This window comes from Pseudomonas sp. B35(2017), assembly GCF_002113645.1.
GTDB lineage: Bacteria > Pseudomonadota > Gammaproteobacteria > Pseudomonadales > Pseudomonadaceae > Aquipseudomonas > Aquipseudomonas ekonensis.
The window spans coordinates 587,430-608,830 of sequence record NZ_NEIZ01000002.1; the positions used below are offsets into that span (position 1 = coordinate 587,430).

Consider the following 21,401-nt stretch of genomic DNA (forward strand, 5'->3'; position numbering starts at 1 on the left):
AGGTTCTTGCTCTATCTGCCAGCATCCAGCAGTTGCATCCGCGCAATGTAGGCGCGGATCTCCTGCTCGGCTTTCTCCAGGCTGTCGAACGGCCCTTCGAGGGTGTTCTCCCGCGTGCTGAAGAACAGTTCGCCGTTGACCCGGCACAGCCGGTCGCTGCGAAAGTGCATGGCGGGTTCCGGATCCTGGGCGCGCATGCCGTACATGGTGGGTCTCCTGGAGGGGCGCTGGAAGGATCCAATGAGCTTATGCCTGAAGCACTTGGCGCGCCTGCCGAGCCGATCAACGGGCGTACGTCAACATTCCGCTGCGACCCGCACCGTTCCGTTTGCGGCCTGACCCCAACTGTCCCTGTGTCGCGCCGGTCGCCGCGCCTAGAATGAGCGCACTCGTCAGTCGTTTTCGGGGTACTCATGCACATTTCATCGGGCCGTTGGGTGTACGGCATGTTCCTGGCCTTGCTGACCGCGTTCCTGTGGGGAATCCTGCCGATCAAGCTCAAGCAGGTGCTGGTGGCGATGGATCCGGTCACGGTGACCTGGTTCCGCCTGCTGGTCTCCGGCGGTTGCCTGTTCGTCTATCTGGCGGCCACCCGGCGCCTGCCCAGCCGCAAGGCGCTCGGGCCCAAGGGCGGGTGGCTGGTGCTGATGGCGGTGCTCGGGCTGGTGGGCAACTATGTGCTGTACCTGATGGGCCTGAACCTGCTCAGTCCCGGTACGGCGCAGCTGGTGGTGCAGATGGGGCCGATCATGCTCTTGATCGCCAGCCTGTTCGTGTTCAAGGAGCGCTTCAGCATCGGCCAGGGCATCGGCCTGGCGGTGCTGCTGATCGGCTTCGCGCTGTTTTTCAACCAGCGCCTGGCGGAGCTGCTGACGTCGTTGTCCGACTACACCGCCGGCGTCCTGCTGGTGCTGCTGGCCTCGACCGTGTGGACGTTCTACGCGTTGGGCCAGAAGCAGTTGCTGACCGTGTGGAATTCGCTGCAGGTGATGATGGTGATCTACCTGTTCTGCGCCTTGCTGCTCACGCCCTGGGTGCATCCGCAGGAGGCGCTCGGCCTCAGCCCGTTGCAGGGCTGGCTGCTGCTGGCGTGCTGCATGAACACCCTGATCGCCTACGGCGCGTTCGCCGAGGCGCTGGCGCATTGGGAGGCGTCGCGGGTCAGCGCGACGTTGGCGATCACGCCGCTGGTGACGTTCGGGGCGGTGGCGGTGGCGGCCTGGTGCTGGCCTGACTACGTGCACGCCGAGCAGATCAACCTGCTGGCGTACGGCGGGGCGGTGCTGGTGGTGCTGGGTTCGGCGCTGGTGGCCCTGGGGCCTTCGCTGATCGCCGGGCTCAAGGCGCGGCGGGCCAAGGTCGTGCCGGGCTGAGCGGGGCCCTCGCTGACGCCATCGCGGGCAAACCGAGCTCCCACAATCTAGGCGGCGCTCTGCCGACCCCATCGCCAGCAGGCTGGCTCCCACAGGGTTCTGCGGTGAACACAGGGGCTGCATTCACCCGAGCCTTTTGTGGGAGCCAGCCTGCTGGCGATGGCGCCCGCGAAGGCGCCGCAAGGATCAGCCCTTGGCCCCGGCCTCCAGCATGTTCTCCGGCCGCACCCAGGCGTCGAACTGCTCATCGGTCAGGTAACCCAGCTGCAATGCCGCCTCCCGCAGGGTCAGCCCTTCGCTGTAGGCCTTCTTGGCGATTTCCGCCGATTTGTCGTAGCCGATGTGCGGGTTCAGCGCCGTCACCAGCATCAGGCCGCGTTCCAGGTGTTCCGCCATTTTCTCCGCATCCGGCTCCAGCCCGGCGATGCAGTGCTGCTGGAAGTTGCTGCAGCCGTCCCCCAGCAGACGGATCGATTGCAGCAGGTTGTGGATGATCACCGGCTTGAACACGTTCAGTTGCAGGTGGCCTTGGCTGGCGGCGAAACCGATCGCCACGTCGTTGCCCAGCACCTGGCAGGCCAGCATCGACAGCGCTTCGCATTGGGTAGGGTTGACCTTGCCGGGCATGATCGAGCTGCCCGGCTCGTTGGCCGGCAGCTTCACTTCGGCGAAGCCTGCGCGGGGACCTGAGCCGAGCAGGCGCAGGTCGTTGGCGATCTTCATCAGGGCCACGGCGAGGGTCTTCAGGGCGCCGGACAAGGTGGTCAGCGGCTCGTGGCCGGCGAGGGCGGCGAACTTGTTCGGCGCGGTGACGAACGGCAGCCCGGACAGCGCCGCCAGTTCAGCCGCGATGGCTTCGGCGAAGCCGTGGGGCGAGTTCAGGCCGGTGCCGACGGCCGTGCCGCCCTGGGCCAGTTCGCACACCGCCGGCAGGGCGGCGCGGATCGCCCGCTCGGCGTAGTCCAGTTGGGCGATGAAGCCGGAGACTTCCTGGCCGAAGGTGATCGGCGTGGCGTCCATCATGTGGGTGCGGCCGGTCTTGACCAGCTTCAGGTGCCGCGCCGACAGCTCCGCGAGGCCGCCGGACAGCTCGGCGATGGCCGGCAGCAACTGGCTCTGCACCGCCTGGGCCGTGGCGATGTGCATGGCGGTGGGGAAGCAGTCGTTGGAGCTCTGGGAGCGGTTGACGTGATCGTTCGGGTGCACCGGCAGCTTGCCGCCGCGCGGGTTGCCGGCCAGTTCGTTGGCGCGCCCGGCGATCACTTCGTTGACGTTCATGTTGCTCTGGGTGCCGCTGCCGGTCTGCCAGACCACCAGCGGGAACTGGTCGTCGTGCTGGCCGTCGAGCACTTCGTCGGCGGCCTGTTCGATCAGGCGGGCGATGTCGGCGGGCAGGTCGCCGTTGCGGTCGTTGACCCGGGCGGCGGCCTTCTTGATCAACGCCAGGGCGTGCAGCACCGGCAACGGCATGCGCTCCTGGCCGATGGCGAAGTTGATCAGCGAGCGTTGCGTCTGAGCGCCCCAGTAAGCGTCGTCCGGGACCTCGATCTGGCCCAGGCTGTCGGTTTCGATACGGCTCATCGTGCACACTCCTGTCGGTCTGATTTGCGCTGTTTAGGCCGGCTTCGGCCAAGGTGGTTCCATCGAACCGATTGTTGACCGCTCACGCCCGCCAGGCAAGCGCGGCAAGGCCCGGGGGTTGAGCCCCGATGTTAATCAGGCGCAGAATGGTCGCCCTTGGGGTTTTACCTCGCCTGCTAGAAAAGGAAACTCGATGACTCGTCTTCGTGCCATCTGCACCGCGGTTGCCCTGGTCTGCGCCAGCGGCCAGGTGCTTGCCGATACCGCCAGCCACAACGCCAGTGCCGAAGCTTTCCTGACCCTGGCGCACGCCGACAAGCTGGGCACTCCGGTGTACATGCAGGTTCAGCAGATGTTCGCCCAACGCTTTGAACAGACCAAGGCGCCCGAATCCAAGAAAGCCGTGCTGGAGACCTACCAGGCCAAGGCCAACGCCGCCCTGGACCAGGCCATCGGCTGGAACAAGCTGAAGCCGGACATGGTCAAGCTCTACACCAGCAACTTCAGCGAATCGGAGCTCAAGGACCTGGTGGCGTTCTACCAGTCGCCGCTGGGCAAGAAAGTCCTGGAGAAAATGCCGCAGCTGACCCAGCAATCGGCCCAGATGACCCAGGCCAAGCTGGAAAGCGCCGTGCCGGTGGTCAACAAGCTGCTGGACGACATGACCAACGAGCTGGCCCCGAAAGGCGCGGCACCGGCCAAGAAAAAGCCGTAAGCGGAGTCCGTGATGACCATGCAACAACGCATCGAATCGACGCTGGCCCTGCTTCAGCCTGAACACCTGCAGGTGCTGGACGAAAGCCACATGCACAGCCGCGGCCTGCAGACCCACTTCAAGGCCGTGGTGGTCAGCGCCCAGTTCGAGGGCCTGAACCGGGTCAAGCGCCACCAGAAGGTCTACGGCACGCTCGGCGAGCTGATGGGCGAGTTCCATGCGTTGGCGCTGCACACCTACACCCCGCAGGAATGGGCGCAGGTCGGGGCCGCCCCGGCGTCGCCGACCTGCGCTGGCGGCAGCAAGCATTGACCCTTGGTTTTTTGCTAGAATCCGCAACGCGCCGCTGACCCGGCGCGTTTTTTTTCGCATCCGGTTCACCCTTTGCGAGGGTAGCCACCTGGAGAGACACCCATGACACAACCGATTGTCGTGGCGGCACTGTATAAGTTCGTCACCCTCGAAAATTACGTCGACCTGCGCGAGCCGCTGCTCAAGGCCATGCTCGACAACGGCATCAAAGGCACCCTGCTGATCGCCGAGGAAGGCATCAACGGCACCGTGTCCGGCACCCGCGAAGGCATCGACGGGCTGCTGGCCTGGCTGCGCGACGACCCGCGCATGGTCGACATCGACCACAAAGAATCGTACTGCGACGAGCAGCCGTTCTACCGCACCAAGGTCAAGCTCAAGAAAGAGATCGTGACCCTGGGCGTCCCGGGCGTCGACCCGAACAAGAAGGTCGGCACCTACGTCGAACCGCAGGACTGGAACGCGCTGATCAGCGATCCCGAGGTGCTGCTGATCGATACGCGCAACGACTACGAAGTGTCGATCGGCACCTTCGAAGGCGCCATCGATCCGAAGACCACGACCTTTCGCGAGTTCCCGGACTACATCAAGGCGCATTTCGACCCGGCCGTGCACAAGAAGGTCGCGATGTTCTGCACCGGCGGCATCCGCTGCGAGAAGGCCTCCAGCTACATGCTGGGCGAAGGCTTCGAAGAGGTCTACCACCTCAAGGGCGGGATCCTGAAGTACCTCGAAGAAGTGCCGCAGGAAGAGACCAAGTGGCAGGGCGACTGCTTCGTGTTCGACAACCGCGTCACCGTGCGCCATGACCTGAGCGAAGGCGACTACGACCAATGCCACGCCTGCCGCAACCCGGTGAGCGTCGAGGATCGCGCCTCCGAACACTACGTGGCCGGGATCAGTTGCCCGCACTGCTGGGACACCCTCAGCGAGAAGACCCGCCGCAGCGCCATCGACCGGCAAAAGCAGATCGAACTGGCCAAGGCGCGCAACATGCCGCACCCGATCGGCTACAACTATAAGCAAGCATCCACCGAGGCCTGAACCATGTCTGCGCGCCTGCTCTATGTGATGGATCCGATGTGTTCCTGGTGCTGGGGGTTCGCCCCGGTGGCCAAGGCCCTGGTCGAGCAAGCGCAGGCGGCGGGAGTGGAGCTGCACCTGGTGGTCGGCGGATTGCGCACCGGCAGCGGTGCGGCACTGGAGCCGACCACCCGGCGCTACATCCTTGAGCACTGGCACGCGGTCGCCGAGGCCACGGGCCAGCCGTTCCGGTTCGAAGGCGCGTTGCCCGACGGTTTCGTCTACGACACCGAGCCTGCCTGCCGCGCCATCGTCACCGCACGCAGCCTGGCGCCGGACTGCGCCTGGAAACTGCTGGGCCTGATCCAGCATGCGTTCTACGCCGAAGGCCGCGACGTCACCCACGCCAGCGTACTGGTGGAGCTGGCGGAGCGGGCCGGCGTGCCGCGCATCGAGTTCGCCGAAGCCTTCGACCGCGCCGAGCAGCACGCGGCCACCGCCGCCGATTTCAGTTGGGTGCAGGACCTGGGCATCGCCGGGTTCCCGACCCTGCTGGCCGAGCGCAACGGCCAGTTGGCGCTGCTGACCAACGGCTATCAGCCGTTGGGCGAGCTCTCGCCGTTGCTCGGCCGATGGCTGGAGCGCGCCGCCTGTGTCTGACCCGGCCGATGACACGCCAGCCGTCAAGCGTGTCGACCGGCTGAGCTGGGCTGAAGTCCGGCGACTGGCGCTGCATCACAAGAAAGCCCTGTGGATCGCCAACGGCGTGGCCGTGCTGGCGACGCTGTGCAGCGTGCCGATCCCGCTGCTGTTGCCGCTGTTGGTGGACGAAGTCCTGCTGGGCCACGGCGACGCCGCGCTCAAGGTCATGAACCACGTGCTGCCGTCGATGTGGCAGCAGGCGGCCGGCTACATCGGCCTCATGCTGCTGGTGACCTTGACCCTGCGCTGCAGCGCCCTGTGCTTCGGCGTGCTGCAGGCGCGGTTGTTCGCCCGGCTGGCCAAGGACATCGTCTACCGCATCCGGATCCGGCTGATCGAGCGCCTCAAGCGCATCTCCCTCGGCGAATACGAAAGCCTGGGCAGCGGCACGGTGACCACGCACCTGGTCACCGACCTGGACACCCTGGACAAGTTCGTCGGCGAAACCCTCAGCCGTTTCCTGGTGGCGATGCTCACCCTGGTGGGCACCGCGAGCATTCTGGTGTGGATGCACTGGAAGCTCGCGCTGCTGATCCTGCTGTTCAACCCGCTGGTGATCTACGCCACGGTGCAGTTGGGCAAACGGGTCAAGCACCTGAAGAAACTGGAGAACGACAGCACGTCGCGCTTCACCCAGGCGCTGAGCGAAACCCTCGACGCGATCCAGGAAGTGCGCGCCGGCAACCGCCAGGGCTTCTTCCTCGGTCGCCTCGGCCTGCGCGCCCAGGAGGTGCGCAACTACGCGGTCAACTCGCAGTGGAAGACCGACGCCTCCAATCGGGCCAGCGGCCTGCTGTTCCAGTTCGGCATCGACATCTTCCGCGCGGCGGCGATGCTCACGGTGCTGTTCTCGGACCTGTCCATCGGCCAGATGCTCGCGGTGTTCAGCTACCTGTGGTTCATGATCGGCCCGGTCGAGCAGTTGCTGAACCTGCAATATGCCTACTACGCGGCGGGCGGCGCGCTGTCGCGGATCAACGAACTGCTGGCCCGCGCCGACGAGCCGCAGTACCCCGGCGGCATCGATCCGTTCAAGGGCCGCGAGACGGTCGGCATCCAGGTGCAGGGCCTGAGCTTCGGCTACGGCGACGAGCTGGTGCTGGACCGGATGGACCTGTCCATCGCCCCCGGCGAGAAGGTGGCCATCGTCGGCGCCAGCGGCGGCGGCAAGAGCACCCTGGTGCAACTGCTGCTGGGGCTGTACACGCCGCTGGCCGGCACCATCCGCTTCGGCGGCTGCACCCAGCAGGACATCGGCCTGGAGACGGTACGGGAAAACGTGGCGGTGGTGCTGCAGCATCCGGCGCTGTTCAACGACACGGTGCGGGCCAACCTGACCATGGGCCGCACCCGCAGCGACGAGGCCTGCTGGCAGGCGTTGCAGATCGCTCAGCTCGAACCCGCCATCCGTGCGCTGCCCGATGGCCTGGACAGCATCGTCGGCCGCTCCGGCGTACGCCTGTCCGGCGGGCAGCGCCAGCGCCTGGCGATCGCGCGGATGATCCTGGCCGAGCCGAAAGTGGTGATCCTCGACGAAGCCACCTCGGCCCTCGACGCCGCCACCGAGTACAACCTGCACCAGGCCCTGGCGCGGTTCCTCGACGGCCGTACCACCCTGATCATCGCCCATCGCCTGTCGGCGGTGAAACAGGCCGACCGGGTGCTGGTGTTCGACGGCGGGCAGGTGGCCGAAGACGGCGACCACCAGCAACTGATCGCCGACGGCGGGCTGTACGCCAAGCTCTACGGGCACCTGCAGCGGCTGTAGGTCAGCCCCACAGGATGTTCAGCGCCTCTGCCGAACCGTCGTACCCGAACTCCTTGATGACGACCGAACAACTGGTGCAGGGCGGCATGGTCGTGGCCACGTCCACCGATCGGAGCCTGTTTTTGTCCGGATACCGTTCCCTGAGGAGGGCGATCAGCTTGGCCTCGCTGTCCAGCGAGGTCGGTCGGCCGGTCCTTGCCGGCGTGTAGGTTTCCACGTCGAGGATCGTAAGGGGAATCGCGTACACCTTTCCTTCGCCGGAGACGCCCAACGACGTTCTGGCAACGTCCTGACCGAAGTCAGCGTTGATGTAGGTGGTGCCGTCGACGACAACCTTCTCTTGGGCCGACGCCGACTTGAACAGCGGCAGTTCCCCCGTCAATCCTTGTCCGCCGGAAACGCTTACGTAGACTTCGCGAGCTCCGGTTGCCGTCTCGACGTCGGCATACGCGATGTTGCGCGCATTCGTCGTTCTCTGTTGCTCAGGCAACAGGTTCTGAAACTTGTCCATCGCCTTGTTGATTTTCAGGTCGCTGTTCGGTTTGACGGCAATGGTCTTTTCCCCGAACAAGGTATCGAATATCTCGGCGGCCCGGCGGCGGAAGGATTCGTCGGCGGTCTTGCTGCGCGACCATGAGGCGGTTCCGGCCGGGAGGCGGCTGACCATCATGCGTGTGGCGTGGTCAAAAAGCAGGGCTTCCCCCGGGCTGGTGTCGACCTTGAGCCGCTTCAGCGTTTGCGGAGGATTGGCATGTCCGCCGATCGGAATGGCGATCTCCTCCATGGTTTTCAGCGCGCGCTCCACCAGCGCCTTTCCGTGGATCCTGACCATGTTGTTGGCGTTGAGCGAGCCTGTGTAGACCGTCTTCAGTTCTTCGGCCAGGTCTGCGGGCAAGGTATCTGCCTTGCGCAAGGACAGCGGCGGAAAGATGTTCTGGCCCGGCGCCAGTTCGGCGACATAGAAATCGCCTGCATAGAGCCGAGTGAACAGGTAGCGCGTTGATTCGTCCTTCGACGGGACAAGGATGGCGCCGACCTTGAACTCGTCGAACAGATTGCGTCGCCCATAGGGAATCCTTGCCTTGATCCGTGCGTAGATCCCTTTCTGGAAATTGACGTAGGCCTTGAGCCCTCTGATGCCTTTGAGGGCCTTCAACGCTGTCGGCTGTCTTGCGACGGCGGGTTGGTAGAGGAAATCGCCGAACCACGGCGCCCAGCCCTTGCTTTCGTCCTGGCTGCCGATGGGGGGCGTCGGGGCCGGTTCCCGGGTGACATAGATCGTGCGGCAGACTTCATCTCCCGGCGAACGCTTTGCCCGGCAAGGCAAGGGTTTGTGCATCACCCGATCGTCGATCAGGTCGGCGCGGCGCAGTTGATCGCCGTCCAGCCGATAGGGAATGTCATCGATCAGCAGCGTGGTGCGGCCGTCGACTTCGAGCAGTTCCCGGACATGCGCCTTTTCGGGAATCAAGGCCAGCGCATGGGTGTCGGTCGGCGGCAGCATCGGGAAGGATGACTGTCCCTGCACGAAATCCTTGGGGTAAAGGGACAGGCGGGGGCCGTAGGGCAACGCTGTCGACGGATCGACCCGATGGTGCCGCGCCGGATTCGATGGGTGGGTGTTGCGCACCCACACGTCATCCGTTCCGTTGACCGTTGCCAGTCGGTCGCGCTCGGTCATGGGCTTCCAGCGCGCAGGGTCGATTGCGTAGGAACCGTCATGGAGCGGGGGAAAGGATTTTTTTCCCGTGCTCAGGTTCTTGAGCGCGTGCAGGCCGGTCTGACCTGCCAGGCGTACGCCGCTGACCAGGGACTTTAACAGCGTCGGCAGGCCGTCGAGCGGATTCAGGTTGTTCAGTGAGCTGACAAAAAGTTTGCGCGACAGCGTGGAGAATGTAGGCAGACTGGCCTTTACCGCCATTTGTGAGGCTTTGGCGCCGACCCTGGCGAGGCGCACCGAGCCCGATATGAACTTGCCGACAGGAAAAAGAAAGGACGCCAGATCCAGGAAGAGCGCAATGCCGCCCATGATCCTGTCGGTGGTCTTCTCGGACTGAAGGTCTTCAGTGCTGCCCCAGAAAGGCACCAGTCCCTTGATGATCGCCAGCAGCGTTTCCCAGCGCTCTGCCTCCCTGGCCCTTTGCTCGTCGAAGACGGTCAAGCCACGGGCCTGGGTGCGCAAGCGGTGTTCGTCGACAAACAGAAACTCGGAAGCGACGCATTGCGCCAGTGCCATGAGTCTTGGGGAATGCCAGCTCGTGGGGCCTTCGTCGCGGTTGGCCGGGGCGGTTGACGTGGCGGCGGACAAATGGGCGACTTCGTCAATGTAGGCAATGCAATAGGCTGCATTCTTGGGCGGCGTGCCGTTCAAGTGTGCGTTCCAGTCGAGCAACAGGTCATGGTGGGCCGCCGGGTCAAACGGTTTCCCCGAGATCGGGGCGCGCAAGGGGTATTCGGTGCCCTCCGCGCTGGAGAGGACGAACTTCAGGGCGGTGTGTCGGCGAACGATCCCGGCGCTCGGAATGAGCTCGTAGTAATGGGCGTCATCGTCGATGAGCACCTCCAGAAGAAATCCCTTTCTTGCCTGAACCGTCTCAAGCCCTCGGCCTGCGCCCAGCACCTTGCGCAGGCACAGCACACGGATCTCGCCCGTTTCCAGCAAACGGCGGTCGCTGAGCGGCAAAGAGGCCAGCAGGCCGGTGATCAGGGTTCGGTAGGCGGCCCTGGCGGTCGAAAGGTAAAGGCTGAAACTGTCCTCGAACAAAGCATTGATGTCAGGCAGTGTCTTGCCGTTTGGATTGGGTCTTCCCAGGAAGATGACCGGCAGCGTTCCATTGCCCCGGGCTTCCTCTGCCTCGTGGTGGACGATCCTCTGGCCGTCGATCCTGATCCAGTGGCCGTTGTGTGTCCTGCCGTCAGTCTTGGTGACAAACCACTTCCTGGCGTTTTCGAATTGTCCGTCGGCATAGACATCGACAAACGTATTGCCTCGATGCGTGTGGGTCGGTACGCGCCCGTGTCCGTACTTGTTCGAGGGGCTGTTCGGCAGAAGTGTGCGGCCGTCGGACTCGAACGCGTCGGCGCCGAACAGGCGGTCCTTGATCTGCTTGGCCATCTTCATTCTTTCCGGAGGCGGCGAGTCCAGTGCCAGCACAGCGTTGGTCAGGCTGGTTTCGTGAGCCTCCAGGGCTCTGAACACCTGTTCGATATCGGCCTTTTCGTAATCGCCGGCGGGACGGGAGCGAATCACCCCGTTGCACACCGCCCACTCCAGTGCGGGCGTCAGCCGCAACCGTGTGATCATCGCCAGTTCCTGCGCGGAGGCATCGACGCTGCGCTCCAGAGGCAGGTCGACGAGCTGCTGGAACGACAGCGGCTGTGCATCATCCAGGCTCAGTTCCTCGGACAACAGCACACCGTGCATGAAGTTCACCCACACCACCGAGCTCTTGTAGCGAAGGTCGCAGGGGATGTCTCGCACGGCGAAGTCCTTTGACAGCCGGGTCTGCAGCACATGGGCCAGCAAAATCGCTTCCTTGGCGGTTCGAGCCGCTCCCGTCTGCCGCAAGTGCTGTTCGAAGCGCTCGCGCAGGGTCTGATAGCCATGGCCCCAGAGGGCAGGATCCCCCCAGCGGAAGCCGGCCAGGGTTTGCGGATCGTCCGTCGTCGGCCCGGACGAGTAGACGGTGATGGCCCGGCACAGCAACTGATGGCGCAATGAGTCCGGGGTCTGCTCGCCGGGGGCGGCGCCATGCCACCTCAGCGTCTGGAGCAGGCGGCCGGTCAGCTCCTGCGCCGGCGGCGATTCCAGCACTTTTGACAGGAGTGCCCAAGGTGTTGCGCGCAATTCCTTTTCGCTGACGGAGCGCAGTACATCGGCGCCCAGCCTCCTGATCAGCGACGGCCGGCCGGCCATGAAGTGCTTCACCGTGGTGACGATCAGCGCGTCGCGACGCTTTGCCGCGAAGTCTTCGAGCGTCAGCGCTTGGAGGGTGGCGCTATGGTGGCTCTGTAGCCATCGGAACAGTTTTCGGTCCTTGGCACCGGGCTGACGGATCAGCCGTTCCACGCTCGGGACGTCATCGAGACCGAGCGCCTGCCGCGCGCGATGTTCATCGGTGACGGTCGTGTCGGTTGCCGTTTCGGTTGTCTGGGTCATGTCGCAGTCCTTGGCGATGGTCCCGACAGGCATGTCGGGAATCCGGAGTGCCCAGTAAATCGGCGTCCGCGTCCCGGTTGGCGGTACATATGCAGGGCGCACGATTCTGCCGCAGGGTGGCCGATCAGCCGCTTGCCGTAACCCGCAAGGCCTCCTAGTCTTGGGGAGATGGTCTGATAGAGACGGACGATCAGGCAGTGACCATGCAAGGAACCACATGACTCGAACGCGTACTCTCGGAACGCCGCGGTTGCTGGGCATCGTCTGGCCATTCATCGCCGTCGTGCTGTTTCAGGCTTTGTTGGGGGGCGTGAGCCTTTACGTCCTGTCGGCGGTACGTGGCTATGTGGCTGGCGAAAGCCTCTGGTCCAAAGGCCAGAAGGACGCCATCTATTACCTCAACCTCTACGCCGACAGCCGTGACGAGGCGATCTACCTCAAGTACCAGAACGCGATCGCCGTGCCTCAGGGCGGGCATCAGCTGCGCCTGGCCCTGGATCGGCGTCCGCCCGACCTGCAGGCGGCGCGGGAGGGCATCCTCAAGGGCGGCAACCATCCCGACGATGTCTCCAGCCTGATCTGGCTGTACCTCAATTTCCGGCACTTCAGCTATCTGGAGACCGCCATCGACCGCTGGACCCTGGGCGACGCCTATCTGGTGGAGCTCGACGGCGTGGCCCGGGAGATGCACGAGAAAATCAGCGCAAACGCCGCCGGCGATGAAGACATTCGACGCTGGAAGGGGCGCATCTTTGCGATCAACGATGGCGTGACGCCTGCGGCGAAGGCGTTCAGCGACGCGTTGGGTGAAGGATCGCGGGTGATCCTGCGCTTGTTGCTGTTCACCAACCTGGCCACGGCGCTGGGCCTGATCGTGCTGGCCCTGTGGCGCACCCGCAAGCTGCTCAAGCAGCGGCACGCGTTCGCCGAGGCGCTGCAACTGGAAAAGGACCGCGCCCACATCACCTTGCACTCGATCGGCGACGGCGTGATCACCACCGACGTCAACGGTGCGATCGACTACATGAACCCCGCCGCCGAAGCCCTGAGCCACTGGAAGGCGGAGCAGGCCGCCGGCCTGCCGCTGGCGGCGCTGTTCAACCTGCTGGACGACAATGCCCAGGCCGAAGGCCCGACGCTGATCGAACGCATCCTGAGCGGCCAGCTCACCGGCGGCAGCGAGCATTCAAGGCTCATCCAGCGCCTGGACGGCAGCACGGTGTCGGTGACCCTGGTGGGGGCGCCGATCCGCAACGCCGGCAAAGTCAGCGGCTCGGTGCTGGTGCTGCACGACATGACCCAGGAGCGTCAATACATCGCCAATCTGTCGTGGCAGGCCACCCACGATGCGCTGACCGGGCTGGCCAACCGCCGGGAGTTCGAATACCGCCTGGAGCAGGCCCTGCATAACCTGTCCCGCCAGGCCGGGCGGCATGCGTTGATGTTTCTCGACCTGGACCAGTTCAAGCTGGTCAACGACACCTGCGGCCACGCGGCGGGGGACGAGTTGCTGCGGCACATCTGCGCGCTGCTGCAGTCCGGTCTGCGCGAGGGCGATACGTTGGCGCGGCTGGGCGGTGACGAGTTCGGCGTCTTGCTGGAGAACTGCGCGCCGGAGGCCGCGGAAAAGATCGCCGAGGGCCTGCGCCAGACCGTGCAGAACCTGCATTTCGTCTGGAAGGGCAGGCCCTTCCTGACCACCGTGAGCGTCGGCTTGGTGCACATCGCCCAGACCCCTACCACCCTTGAAGCGTCCCTGCGCGCTGCTGACATGGCCTGCTACATGGCCAAGGAGAAGGGCCGCAACCGGGTGCAGGTCTATCACGCCGACGATTCGGAGCTGTCGCTGCGCTTCGGCGAAATGGCCTGGGTGCAGCGCCTGCATATGGCGCTGGAGGAAAACCGCTTTTGCCTGTACGCCCAGGAGATCGCGCCGCTGGGCCCCGCCGACGGCGCGCGCGGGCACATCGAGATCCTGTTGCGCCTGCATGACGAGGCCGGGCGCATGATCCTCCCGGACAGTTTCATTCCGGCGGCCGAGCGCTACGGCCTGATGACGTCGCTGGACCGTTGGGTGGTGCAGAACGTATTCAAGGTCATTGGCCAATGCATTGAAGAGGAGTGTCCTGGGCCGTTGGCGATGTGTGCGATTAATCTTTCAGGCATAACTATCGGAGATGACGCGTTCTTGCACTTCTTGCGTGAACAGTTTGTTAATTACAATGTTCCGCCTGAAATGATTTGTTTTGAAATCACCGAAACCAGTGCAATCGCCAATCTCGGCAGCGCCATTCGATTTATCAATGAGCTCAAAGGTTTAGGTTGTTTCTTTTCGCTCGATGACTTTTGCGCCGGAATGTCTTCGTTCGCGTATCTCAAACATTTGCCTGTAGACTTCCTGAAGATCGACGGGAGTTTCGTAAAGGACATGCTGGACGACCCGATTAACCGCGCAATGGTCGAAGTGATCAATCACATCGGGCATGTCATGGGCAAGCGGACGATTGCCGAGTTTGCCGAAACGCCGCAGATCGAGCAGGCATTGCTTGAAATCGGCGTGGATTACGCTCAGGGTTATGTCATCGACCGCCCGCAGTTGTTCACCTGTGACAGTTTGCAAAGTCGGCCCGCCAGGCCGCAGCCGCTGTTGTTCAAAGCGCCTGGCACGTTCCGTTGAAGACTCTCGCCGATCCTTACAATCACAAATCAAAAGGAGCCGAACAGTGATCGACACATTCAACCGAACCGGTCCACTCATGGAAGCCGCTAGTTACCCAGCCTGGGCGCAACAGTTGATCCAGGATTGCAGCGAGAGCAAACGCCGGGTTGTCGAACATGAACTGTATCTGCGCATGCGGGACAACAAACTGAGTGCCAAGACCATGCGTCAGTACCTGATCGGGGGCTGGCCGGTGGTCGAGCAATTTGCGTTGTACATGGCGCAGAACCTCACCAAGACCAAGTTCGCCCGCCATCCTGGCGAAGACATGGCGCGGCGCTGGCTGATGCGCAACATTCGCGTCGAGCTCAACCACGCCGACTATTGGCTGAACTGGAGCCGGGCCCATGGGGTGAGCCTGGAAGACCTGCAGGCCCAGCAAGTGCCGCCGGAGCTGCATGCCTTGAGCCACTGGTGCTGGCACACCAGCTCGGCGGACTCGCTCATCGTGGCCATCGCCGCCACCAACTACGCCATCGAAGGCGCGACCGGGGAGTGGTCGGCGCTGGTCTGCTCCACCGGCGTCTATGCCGCCGCCTTCCCTGAGGAAGACCGCAAGCGGGCCATGAAATGGCTGAAGATGCACGCCCAGTACGACGATGCGCACCCCTGGGAAGCGCTGGAGATCATCTGCACGCTGGCGGGCCTGAACCCGAGCAAGGCGCTGCAGGTCGAGCTGCGTCAGGCCATCTGCAAGAGCTACGACTACATGTACCTGTTCCTTGAGCGGTGCATGCAGCTGGAGCCGGCGGAGCGGGTGATGGCCGGGCGCGAGCGGCGGGAACTGGTCGAAAGCTGATCAGGTTGCTCCCGCAGGAAGTTCGGTTGCGTCACGGAACCTGCGGGAGCCGGCCTGCTGGCGATGGCGCCAGCGGGCGCGCCGCCTGACGGAACGAAGACGGGCCGTCAGCCCGCCATGGTGAGGCGGTTGCGTCCCTCGCGCTTGGCCACGTACAGCGCGCTGTCGGCCCGGCGCAGCAGGCTGTCGACCGATTCGCCCGGCAACAGGGTCGAGCAACCCAGGCTCACGGTCAGTTCGATCAACTGGTTGCTGGCGTAATAGTCCTGGGCCTGGGTAGCCTGGCGCAGGCGTTCTCCGACCATCGCCGCCGCCTCGCGGCCGGTGTTCGACAGCAGAACCAGAAACTCTTCCCCGCCGTAGCGGAACACCATGTCGACGTTGCGCAGTTGGCTCTTGATCGAGGCCGCCACGGCCTTCAGCACATCGTCGCCGGCGGTGTGCCCGTGGATGTCGTTGACCCGCTTGAAGTGATCGATGTCCAGCATCAGCAGCGACAGCGGCTGTTGGTGCCGGCGCGCCATCTCGATTTCCCTCTGCAGGGTCTGCTCCATGGCGATGCGGTTGCCGGTGCCGGTCAGTGGATCGCGCAGCGCGCTTTGGGTCGCCGCCCGATAGAGCAGGGCGTTGCGCATCGGATACAGCAGCGCCGACAGCAGCGATTCGAGATGGCCCTGGTCCTGTTCGCTGAAGCGCTCGTTGCGGCGGAACACCAGTTCGCCCATGTGCTCGCCTTCATGGCTGAGGCTGTAGCTGACCGAGTGACGGCCGCGGGTGCCGAATTCCAGGCGCAGGTCGCTGCTCTGGTGCTGATAGCTCAGGGCGTCGAGGGGCACCAGGCGCTGAACTTCGCGAAAAAACAGGCCGAGGATGCGTTGCGGCTCAAGACTGGTTTGCAGCTGCAGGCCCAGTTGCTGGCGCAATTGCGCGACAGTGACCGGCCGTTCCAGAAGCGGAGGCTGTTGACCGAAGCCCAGGCGTTGCAATTTTGCGCTGTCAAAATCAATTGCAGTGGTCTGGGAGGGTGATTTCATATGGCGTGAGCCCCTAAGCAGTAAGTCTGTCTTACAGGCTGGGTGAAGCGGCTATGGGCTGCGCGTCATACTGATCCATCAGTCCCGTAGGACATTTGGCGCAAGTTTAGTCTGCTTGATGTCGATTAGTCAGCTATCGAATCAAGCCCCGCCCGACTGCCTTCACACGGCGTGCTTTGAGGAAATTTAGAGCGAAAGTCGTGCCATTCAGTTCGCAATCTTTTAAATCGTTACGAATCAATGGGTTGTGACTGAAGGGAGGAGCGAGGCGCTGGTTTATTGACTGATGCGGTCACGGATGAGCGGTAAAAACCTGCCGCGACGGGAAACCGCCGCGGCAACAAAAGCGACGTATGGCATCACTGGGCGTTGAACGCCTGCCCGTTGATGCCTGCGCTGTCCGGGCCCATGAGGTACAGATAGACCGGCATGATCTCCTCGGGCGTCGGGTTGTTCAGCGGGTTTTCCCCCGGGTACGCCTGCGCGCGCATGCTGGTGCGGGTCGCTCCCGGGTTGATGCTGTTGGCGCGCACCGGAGCCACGGTGTCGACTTCGTCGGCCAGGGTCTGCATCAGGCCCTCGGTGGCGAACTTGGAGACGCCGTAGGCGCCCCAGTAGGCGCGGCCCTTGCGTCCGACGCTGCTGGAGGTGAACACCACCGAGGCGTCCTGCGACAGCTTGAGCAGCGGCAGCAGGGTGCTGGTCAGCATGAACATGGCGTTGACGTTGACCTGCATGACACGCATGAAGTTTTCGCCCGAGAGCTGTTCGATCGGGGTGCGCGGGCCGATGATCGAGGCGTTGTGCAGCAAGCCGTCGAGGTGGCCGAATTCGGTCTCGATCATCGCCGCCAGCTCATCGTACTGGTGGGGCAGGGCGGTCTCGAGGTTGAACGGGATCACCGCCGGCTGCGGATGGCCGGCCGCTTCGATCTCGTCGTAGACCTGGGTCAGGTTGGCTTCGGTCTTGCCCAGCAGCAGCACGGTCGCGCCGTGGGCGGCGTAGGCTTTCGCGGCGGCGGCGCCGATGCCGCGGCCGGCGCCGGTGACCAGGATGACGCGGTCCTTGAGCAGTTCGGGGCGGGCGGAGTAGTCAAACATAAAAACCTCAACAAAACGGTAAGTGCTTCCAAGCGACCGCTGCGCGGTCATCGCGGGCAAGCCCGCTCCCACAGGTATTTCGCAGGGCCTGGGGGAGTGGGCCTGCCCGCGAAGGCGTCAGGTGAGCGGCTCCTGCATTCAGCAGCTGCACAGCGCGCTGTCGATGACCTTGCGCAGCTCCAGCGGGTGATCCACCACCACGTCCGCGCCCCAGTGGCGCGGGTTGTCGTCCGGGTGAATGTAGCCGTAGGTCACGGCGGCGGTCTTGGTGCCGGCGTCGCGCCCGGACTCGATGTCGCGCAGGTCATCGCCGACGAACAGCACGCTGGCCGGATCCAGGTCGAGCATCTTGCAGGCCAGGATCAGCGGCTCCGGATCCGGTTTGCTGTTCTTCACGTGATCCGGGCAGATCAGCAGCGCCGAGCGCTCGGCCAGCCCCAGCTGCTGCATGATCGGTTCGGCGAAGCGCACCGGCTTGTTGGTGACAACGCCCCAGGTCAGGTTGGCCTTTTCGATGTCCGCCAGCAGCTCGCCCATGCCGTCGAACAGCTTGCTGTGCACGGCGCAGCCGGCCATGTAGCGCTCCAGAAACTCCTGGCGCAGTTCCTCGAAGCCCGGCGATTCCGGATCCATGGAGAACGTCACCGCCACCATGGCCCGGGCGCCGCCGGAGATCTCGTCGCGGATGTGCTTGTCGTTCATCGGCGCCAGGCCGCGCTCCGCGCGCATCGCCTGGCAGATGGCGATGAAGTCCGGCGCGGTGTCGAGCAGGGTGCCGTCCATGTCGAAAAGGACTGCTCTGATGGTCATCGGCTCACTCCTCGCGCAGGGTCTGGATCATGTAGTTGACGTCGACGTCCGCCGCCAGCTTGTAGTGCTTGGTCAGCGGGTTGTAGGTCAGGCCGATGATGTCCTTGACGGTGAGGCCGGCGGCGCGGCTCCAGGCGCCCAGCTCGGACGGGCGGATGAACTTCTTGAAGTCGTGGGTGCCGCGCGGCAGCAGCTTCATGATGTATTCGGCGCCGATGATGGCGAACAGGTAAGCCTTGGGGTTGCGGTTGATGGTGGAGAAGAACACCTGGCCGCCGGGCTTGACCATGCGCATGCAGGCGCGGATCACCGAAGACGGGTCCGGCACGTGCTCGAGCATCTCAAGGCAGGTGACCACGTCGAACTGCTCGGGCATTTCCTCGGCCAGGGCCTCGGCGGTGATCTGCCGGTATTCGACGTTCACGCCCGACTCCAGTTGATGCAGCTGCGCCACCGCCAGCGGCGCTTCGCCCATGTCGATGCCCATGACCGTGGCGCCGCGCTGGGCCATGGCCTCGCTGAGGATGCCGCCGCCGCAGCCGACGTCGAGGACTTTCTTGCCGGCCAGGCTTGCCCGTTCGTCGATCCAGTTGACCCGCAGCGGGTTGATGTCGTGCAGCGGTTTGAACTCGCTTTCGCGGTCCCACCAGCGATGGGCCAGGGCCTCGAACTTGGCGATTTCGGCGTGGTCGACGTTGCTCATCATTGAATCCTCGAAAAACTGAAAAGGTCTGTAGCCCCGGAGCCTGCCCCGGGGTGTTTACGATTCGGTGCGGCCGCTGATGCGCAGGCCCCAGGCCCGGGCGGTCTCGCCCAGCTGCTGTTCGTCCATGCGCGTCAGGCGCCGGTCGTCGAGCAGTGGCTTGCCGGCGACCCAAAGGTGTTTCACGCAGTCGCGTCCGGTGGCATAAATCAGTTGCGAAACCGGGTCGTAGACCGGTTGCTGCGCAAGCCCCGAGAGGTCGAAGGCGACGATGTCCGCCGCCTTGCCGAGCTCCAGCGAGCCGGTCTGCGCGTCGATGCCCAGCGCCCGGGCGCCGTTGAGGGTGGCCATGCGCAGCGCCCGGTGGGCGTCCAGCGCGGTGGCCGAGCCGGCGACGGCCTTGGCCAGCAGCGCGGCGGTGCGGGTCTCGCCCAGCAGGTCCAGGTCATTGTTGCTGGCCGCGCCGTCGGTGCCGACCGCCACGTTGACGCCGGCCTGCCACAGCCGCTCCACCGGGCAGAAGCCGCTGGCCAGCTTCAGGTTCGATTCCGGACAGTGGATCACGCTGGTGTTGCTTTCTACCAGCAACGCCAGGTCGTCATCGCTGATCTGGGTCATGTGCACGGCCTGGAAGCGCGGGCCGAGCAGGCCGAGGCGGCCGAGGCGGGCCAGCGGGCGCTCGCCGCGCTGTTCGGTGGCCTGCTGCACCTCGAACGCGGTCTCATGGACGTGCATGTGGATGGAGGCGTCGAGCTCTTCGGCGATCACCCGGATCTTTTCCAGGTTCTCGTCGCCCACGGTGTAGGGTGCGTGGGGGCCGAAGGTGACCTTGATGCGCTCGTGGTGCTTGAGGTCGCCGAACAGCTCGACGCCCTGACGGATGGCTTCGTCGGCGTCGGCGGCGCCCGGAATCGGGAAATCCAGGATCGGGATGGCGATCTGCGCGCGGATTCCGCTGTTGTGCACGCGCTCGCAGGCAACCTTCGGGAAGAAATACATGTCCGAGAAACAGGTGATGCCGCCTTTTATCTGCTCGGCGATGGCCAGGTCCGTGCCGTCGCGCACGAACGCCTCGTCGACCCACTTGGCTTCGGCGGGCCAGATGTGGTTCTCAAGCCAGGTCATCAGCGGCAGGTCGTCGGCCAGGCCACGGAACAGGGTCATCGCGGCGTGGCCGTGGGCGTTGATCAGGCCTGGGCTGAGCAGCGTGTCCGGCAACTCGCGAACCTGAGCGGCGTCGCACTTGAGCGCTTCGGCGCGCGGGCCGATGAACGCGATGCGACCGTCGCGGATGCCCAGGCCGTGGTCTTTGAGCACCACGCCTGCGGGTTCGACGGGTACCAGCCAGGTCGGCAGCAAGAGTAAGTCGAGCGCAATGGCAGGTTTCGGCATCGAGGATCGGTTCCAGGGCTTTTGTGAAGGATGGCGAAGTATACCCGAGCGTCTTCGCGGGGGGATCGCTATAATCGGCCGCTTTTGTTCATGAGTGCGGGGTGAGGGATGCGCGATCGTCTGTTGGCTGCAGAGAAAGTGAAGGCCATCGATTGGCGTGATGGCGCGCTTTACCTGCTGGATCAGCGTATTTTGCCGTTCGAGGAAACCTGGATCGCCTACACCGGCGCCGCCGGCGTGGCCGAAGCGATACGCTCGATGGTGGTGCGCGGTGCGCCGGCCATCGGCATCGCGGCGGCGTATGGCGTGGTGCTGGCCGCCCGTGCCCGGTTCGCGGCCGGCGGCGACTGGCAGGCGGCGCTGGAGGAAGACTTCGCGCTGCTGGCGCAATCCCGCCCGACGGCCGTCAACCTGTTCTGGGCGCTGGGCCGCATGCGCGAACGCCTGGAGCGCCTCAAGGAGCACGCCGATCCGCTGGCGGCGCTGGAGGCCGAAGCCGTCGCCATCCATGAAAGCGACCGCGAAGCCAACCTGACCATGGCCCAGCTGGGCGTCGACCTGATCCGCAAGCACCAGGGCAACGCCCAGGCGCTGCTCACCCACTGCAACACCGGCGCCCTGGCCACCGGCGGCTTCGGCACCGCGCTGGGCGTGATCCGCGCCGCGTTCATCGAGGGCATGGTCGAGCATGTGTACGCCGACGAAACCCGGCCCTGGCTGCAGGGCTCGCGCCTGACGGCGTGGGAGCTGGCCAACGAAGGCGTTCCTGTCACGCTCAATGCCGACTCCGCCGCCGCGCACATCATGAAGACCAAGGGCGTCACCTGGGTGATCGTCGGCGCCGACCGGATCACCGCCAACGGCGACGTGGCGAACAAGATCGGCACCTATCAGCTGGCGGTCAACGCCATGCACCACGGCGTGCGCTTCATGGTGGTGGCGCCGAGCTCGACCATCGACATGAACCTGGCCAGCGGCGACGACATCCCGATCGAGGAGCGTGACGGCGCCGAACTGCTGGAGGTCGGCGGCAAGCGCGTCGGGGCGGATGTCCAGGCCTTCAATCCGGTGTTCGACGTGACGCCGGCGGACCTGATCGATGCGATCGTGACCGAGAAGGGCGTGGTCGAGCGTCCGGACGCCGCGAAAATGGCCCAGCTGATGTGCCGCAAACGCCTGCATTGAGACCGGTGGGCGGCCTGCGCATTGCC

17 protein-coding genes are annotated in these 21,401 nt (G+C 64.5%); 9 read left to right on the forward strand and 8 right to left on the reverse strand.

Going from position 1 to position 21,401, the window contains the following annotated elements:
• Positions 1–11 precede the first annotated feature (11 nt).
• A complete protein-coding gene (locus CAG41_RS06295; protein WP_085578066.1) occupies positions 12–206 on the reverse strand; it encodes a DUF6316 family protein in 195 nt (64 codons plus the stop codon).
• 207 nt (positions 207–413) lie between these two features.
• Between CAG41_RS06295 and CAG41_RS06300 the strand changes: the two genes are divergently transcribed.
• The gene (locus CAG41_RS06300; RefSeq protein ID WP_085693990.1) at positions 414–1,373 is read left to right on the forward strand and encodes a DMT family transporter; all 960 of its coding nucleotides are present in this window, start codon (positions 414–416) and stop codon (positions 1,371–1,373) included.
• Positions 1,374–1,559: 186 nt separating this feature from the next.
• On the opposite strand, the gene CAG41_RS06305 is transcribed toward CAG41_RS06300, so the two are convergent.
• Positions 1,560–2,954, reverse strand: a complete 1,395-nt coding sequence (locus CAG41_RS06305) for a class II fumarate hydratase (RefSeq protein WP_085578064.1) — start codon at positions 2,952–2,954, stop codon at positions 1,560–1,562.
• Positions 2,955–3,147: 193 nt separating this feature from the next.
• Here CAG41_RS06305 and CAG41_RS06310 point away from each other — a divergent pair, with 193 nt between their 5' ends.
• The 5 genes from CAG41_RS06310 to CAG41_RS06330 all read left to right on the forward strand — a co-directional run bounded on the left by CAG41_RS06310 (position 3,148) and on the right by CAG41_RS06330 (position 7,474).
• Positions 3,148–3,669: a DUF2059 domain-containing protein gene (locus tag CAG41_RS06310; protein ID WP_085578063.1), complete on the forward strand. Its 522-nt coding sequence runs from the start codon at positions 3,148–3,150 to the stop codon at positions 3,667–3,669.
• 12 nt (positions 3,670–3,681) lie between these two features.
• Positions 3,682–3,981: a BolA family transcriptional regulator gene (locus CAG41_RS06315; protein ID WP_085578062.1), complete on the forward strand. Its 300-nt coding sequence runs from the start codon at positions 3,682–3,684 to the stop codon at positions 3,979–3,981.
• Positions 3,982–4,083: 102 nt separating this feature from the next.
• Positions 4,084–5,025, forward strand: a complete 942-nt coding sequence (locus CAG41_RS06320; RefSeq protein ID WP_085629751.1) for a rhodanese-related sulfurtransferase — start codon at positions 4,084–4,086, stop codon at positions 5,023–5,025.
• A gap of 36 nt (positions 5,026–5,061) precedes the next feature.
• Positions 5,062–5,664 carry a DsbA family protein gene (locus CAG41_RS06325; protein WP_170930268.1) on the forward strand — a complete coding sequence of 201 codons (603 nt, stop codon included), beginning with the start codon at positions 5,062–5,064 and terminating at the stop codon, positions 5,662–5,664.
• Positions 5,657–7,474: an ABC transporter ATP-binding protein gene (locus CAG41_RS06330; protein ID WP_085706790.1), complete on the forward strand. Its 1,818-nt coding sequence runs from the start codon at positions 5,657–5,659 to the stop codon at positions 7,472–7,474. The genes CAG41_RS06325 and CAG41_RS06330 overlap by 8 nt, the downstream gene beginning before the upstream one ends.
• A 1-nt stretch (position 7,475) precedes the next feature.
• On the opposite strand, the gene CAG41_RS06335 is transcribed toward CAG41_RS06330, so the two are convergent.
• The gene (locus CAG41_RS06335) at positions 7,476–11,633 is read right to left on the reverse strand and encodes a deaminase domain-containing protein (protein ID WP_085706802.1); all 4,158 of its coding nucleotides are present in this window, start codon (positions 11,631–11,633) and stop codon (positions 7,476–7,478) included.
• 217 nt (positions 11,634–11,850) lie between these two features.
• Here CAG41_RS06335 and CAG41_RS06340 point away from each other — a divergent pair, with 217 nt between their 5' ends.
• Positions 11,851–14,310, forward strand: a complete 2,460-nt coding sequence (locus CAG41_RS06340; protein ID WP_085578058.1) for an EAL domain-containing protein — start codon at positions 11,851–11,853, stop codon at positions 14,308–14,310.
• A gap of 79 nt (positions 14,311–14,389) precedes the next feature.
• Complete coding sequence (locus CAG41_RS06345; protein ID WP_371856086.1) at positions 14,390–15,151, forward strand: TenA family transcriptional regulator; 762 nt, start codon at positions 14,390–14,392, stop codon at positions 15,149–15,151.
• 107 nt (positions 15,152–15,258) lie between these two features.
• On the opposite strand, the gene CAG41_RS06350 is transcribed toward CAG41_RS06345, so the two are convergent.
• The 5 genes from CAG41_RS06350 to CAG41_RS06370 form a co-directional block, all read right to left on the reverse strand.
• Positions 15,259–16,185 (reverse strand): GGDEF domain-containing protein, encoded by a 927-nt coding sequence (locus tag CAG41_RS06350; RefSeq protein WP_085578056.1) that lies wholly within the window; start codon positions 16,183–16,185, stop codon positions 15,259–15,261.
• Between the two features lie 359 nt (positions 16,186–16,544).
• Positions 16,545–17,285, reverse strand: a complete 741-nt coding sequence (locus CAG41_RS06355) for a YciK family oxidoreductase (protein ID WP_085578055.1) — start codon at positions 17,283–17,285, stop codon at positions 16,545–16,547.
• Positions 17,286–17,423: 138 nt separating this feature from the next.
• Positions 17,424–18,095 carry an N-acetylmuramic acid 6-phosphate phosphatase MupP gene (gene mupP, locus CAG41_RS06360; RefSeq protein ID WP_085578054.1) on the reverse strand — a complete coding sequence of 224 codons (672 nt, stop codon included), beginning with the start codon at positions 18,093–18,095 and terminating at the stop codon, positions 17,424–17,426.
• A gap of 4 nt (positions 18,096–18,099) precedes the next feature.
• Positions 18,100–18,798, reverse strand: a complete 699-nt coding sequence (gene ubiG, locus CAG41_RS06365; RefSeq protein WP_085578053.1) for a bifunctional 2-polyprenyl-6-hydroxyphenol methylase/3-demethylubiquinol 3-O-methyltransferase UbiG — start codon at positions 18,796–18,798, stop codon at positions 18,100–18,102.
• 57 nt (positions 18,799–18,855) lie between these two features.
• Positions 18,856–20,190 (reverse strand): TRZ/ATZ family hydrolase, encoded by a 1,335-nt coding sequence (locus tag CAG41_RS06370; protein WP_085578052.1) that lies wholly within the window; start codon positions 20,188–20,190, stop codon positions 18,856–18,858.
• A gap of 108 nt (positions 20,191–20,298) precedes the next feature.
• Here CAG41_RS06370 and mtnA point away from each other — a divergent pair, with 108 nt between their 5' ends.
• A complete protein-coding gene (gene mtnA, locus CAG41_RS06375; RefSeq protein WP_085578051.1) occupies positions 20,299–21,375 on the forward strand; it encodes an S-methyl-5-thioribose-1-phosphate isomerase in 1,077 nt (358 codons plus the stop codon).
• The last annotated feature ends 26 nt before the right edge of the window (positions 21,376–21,401 follow it).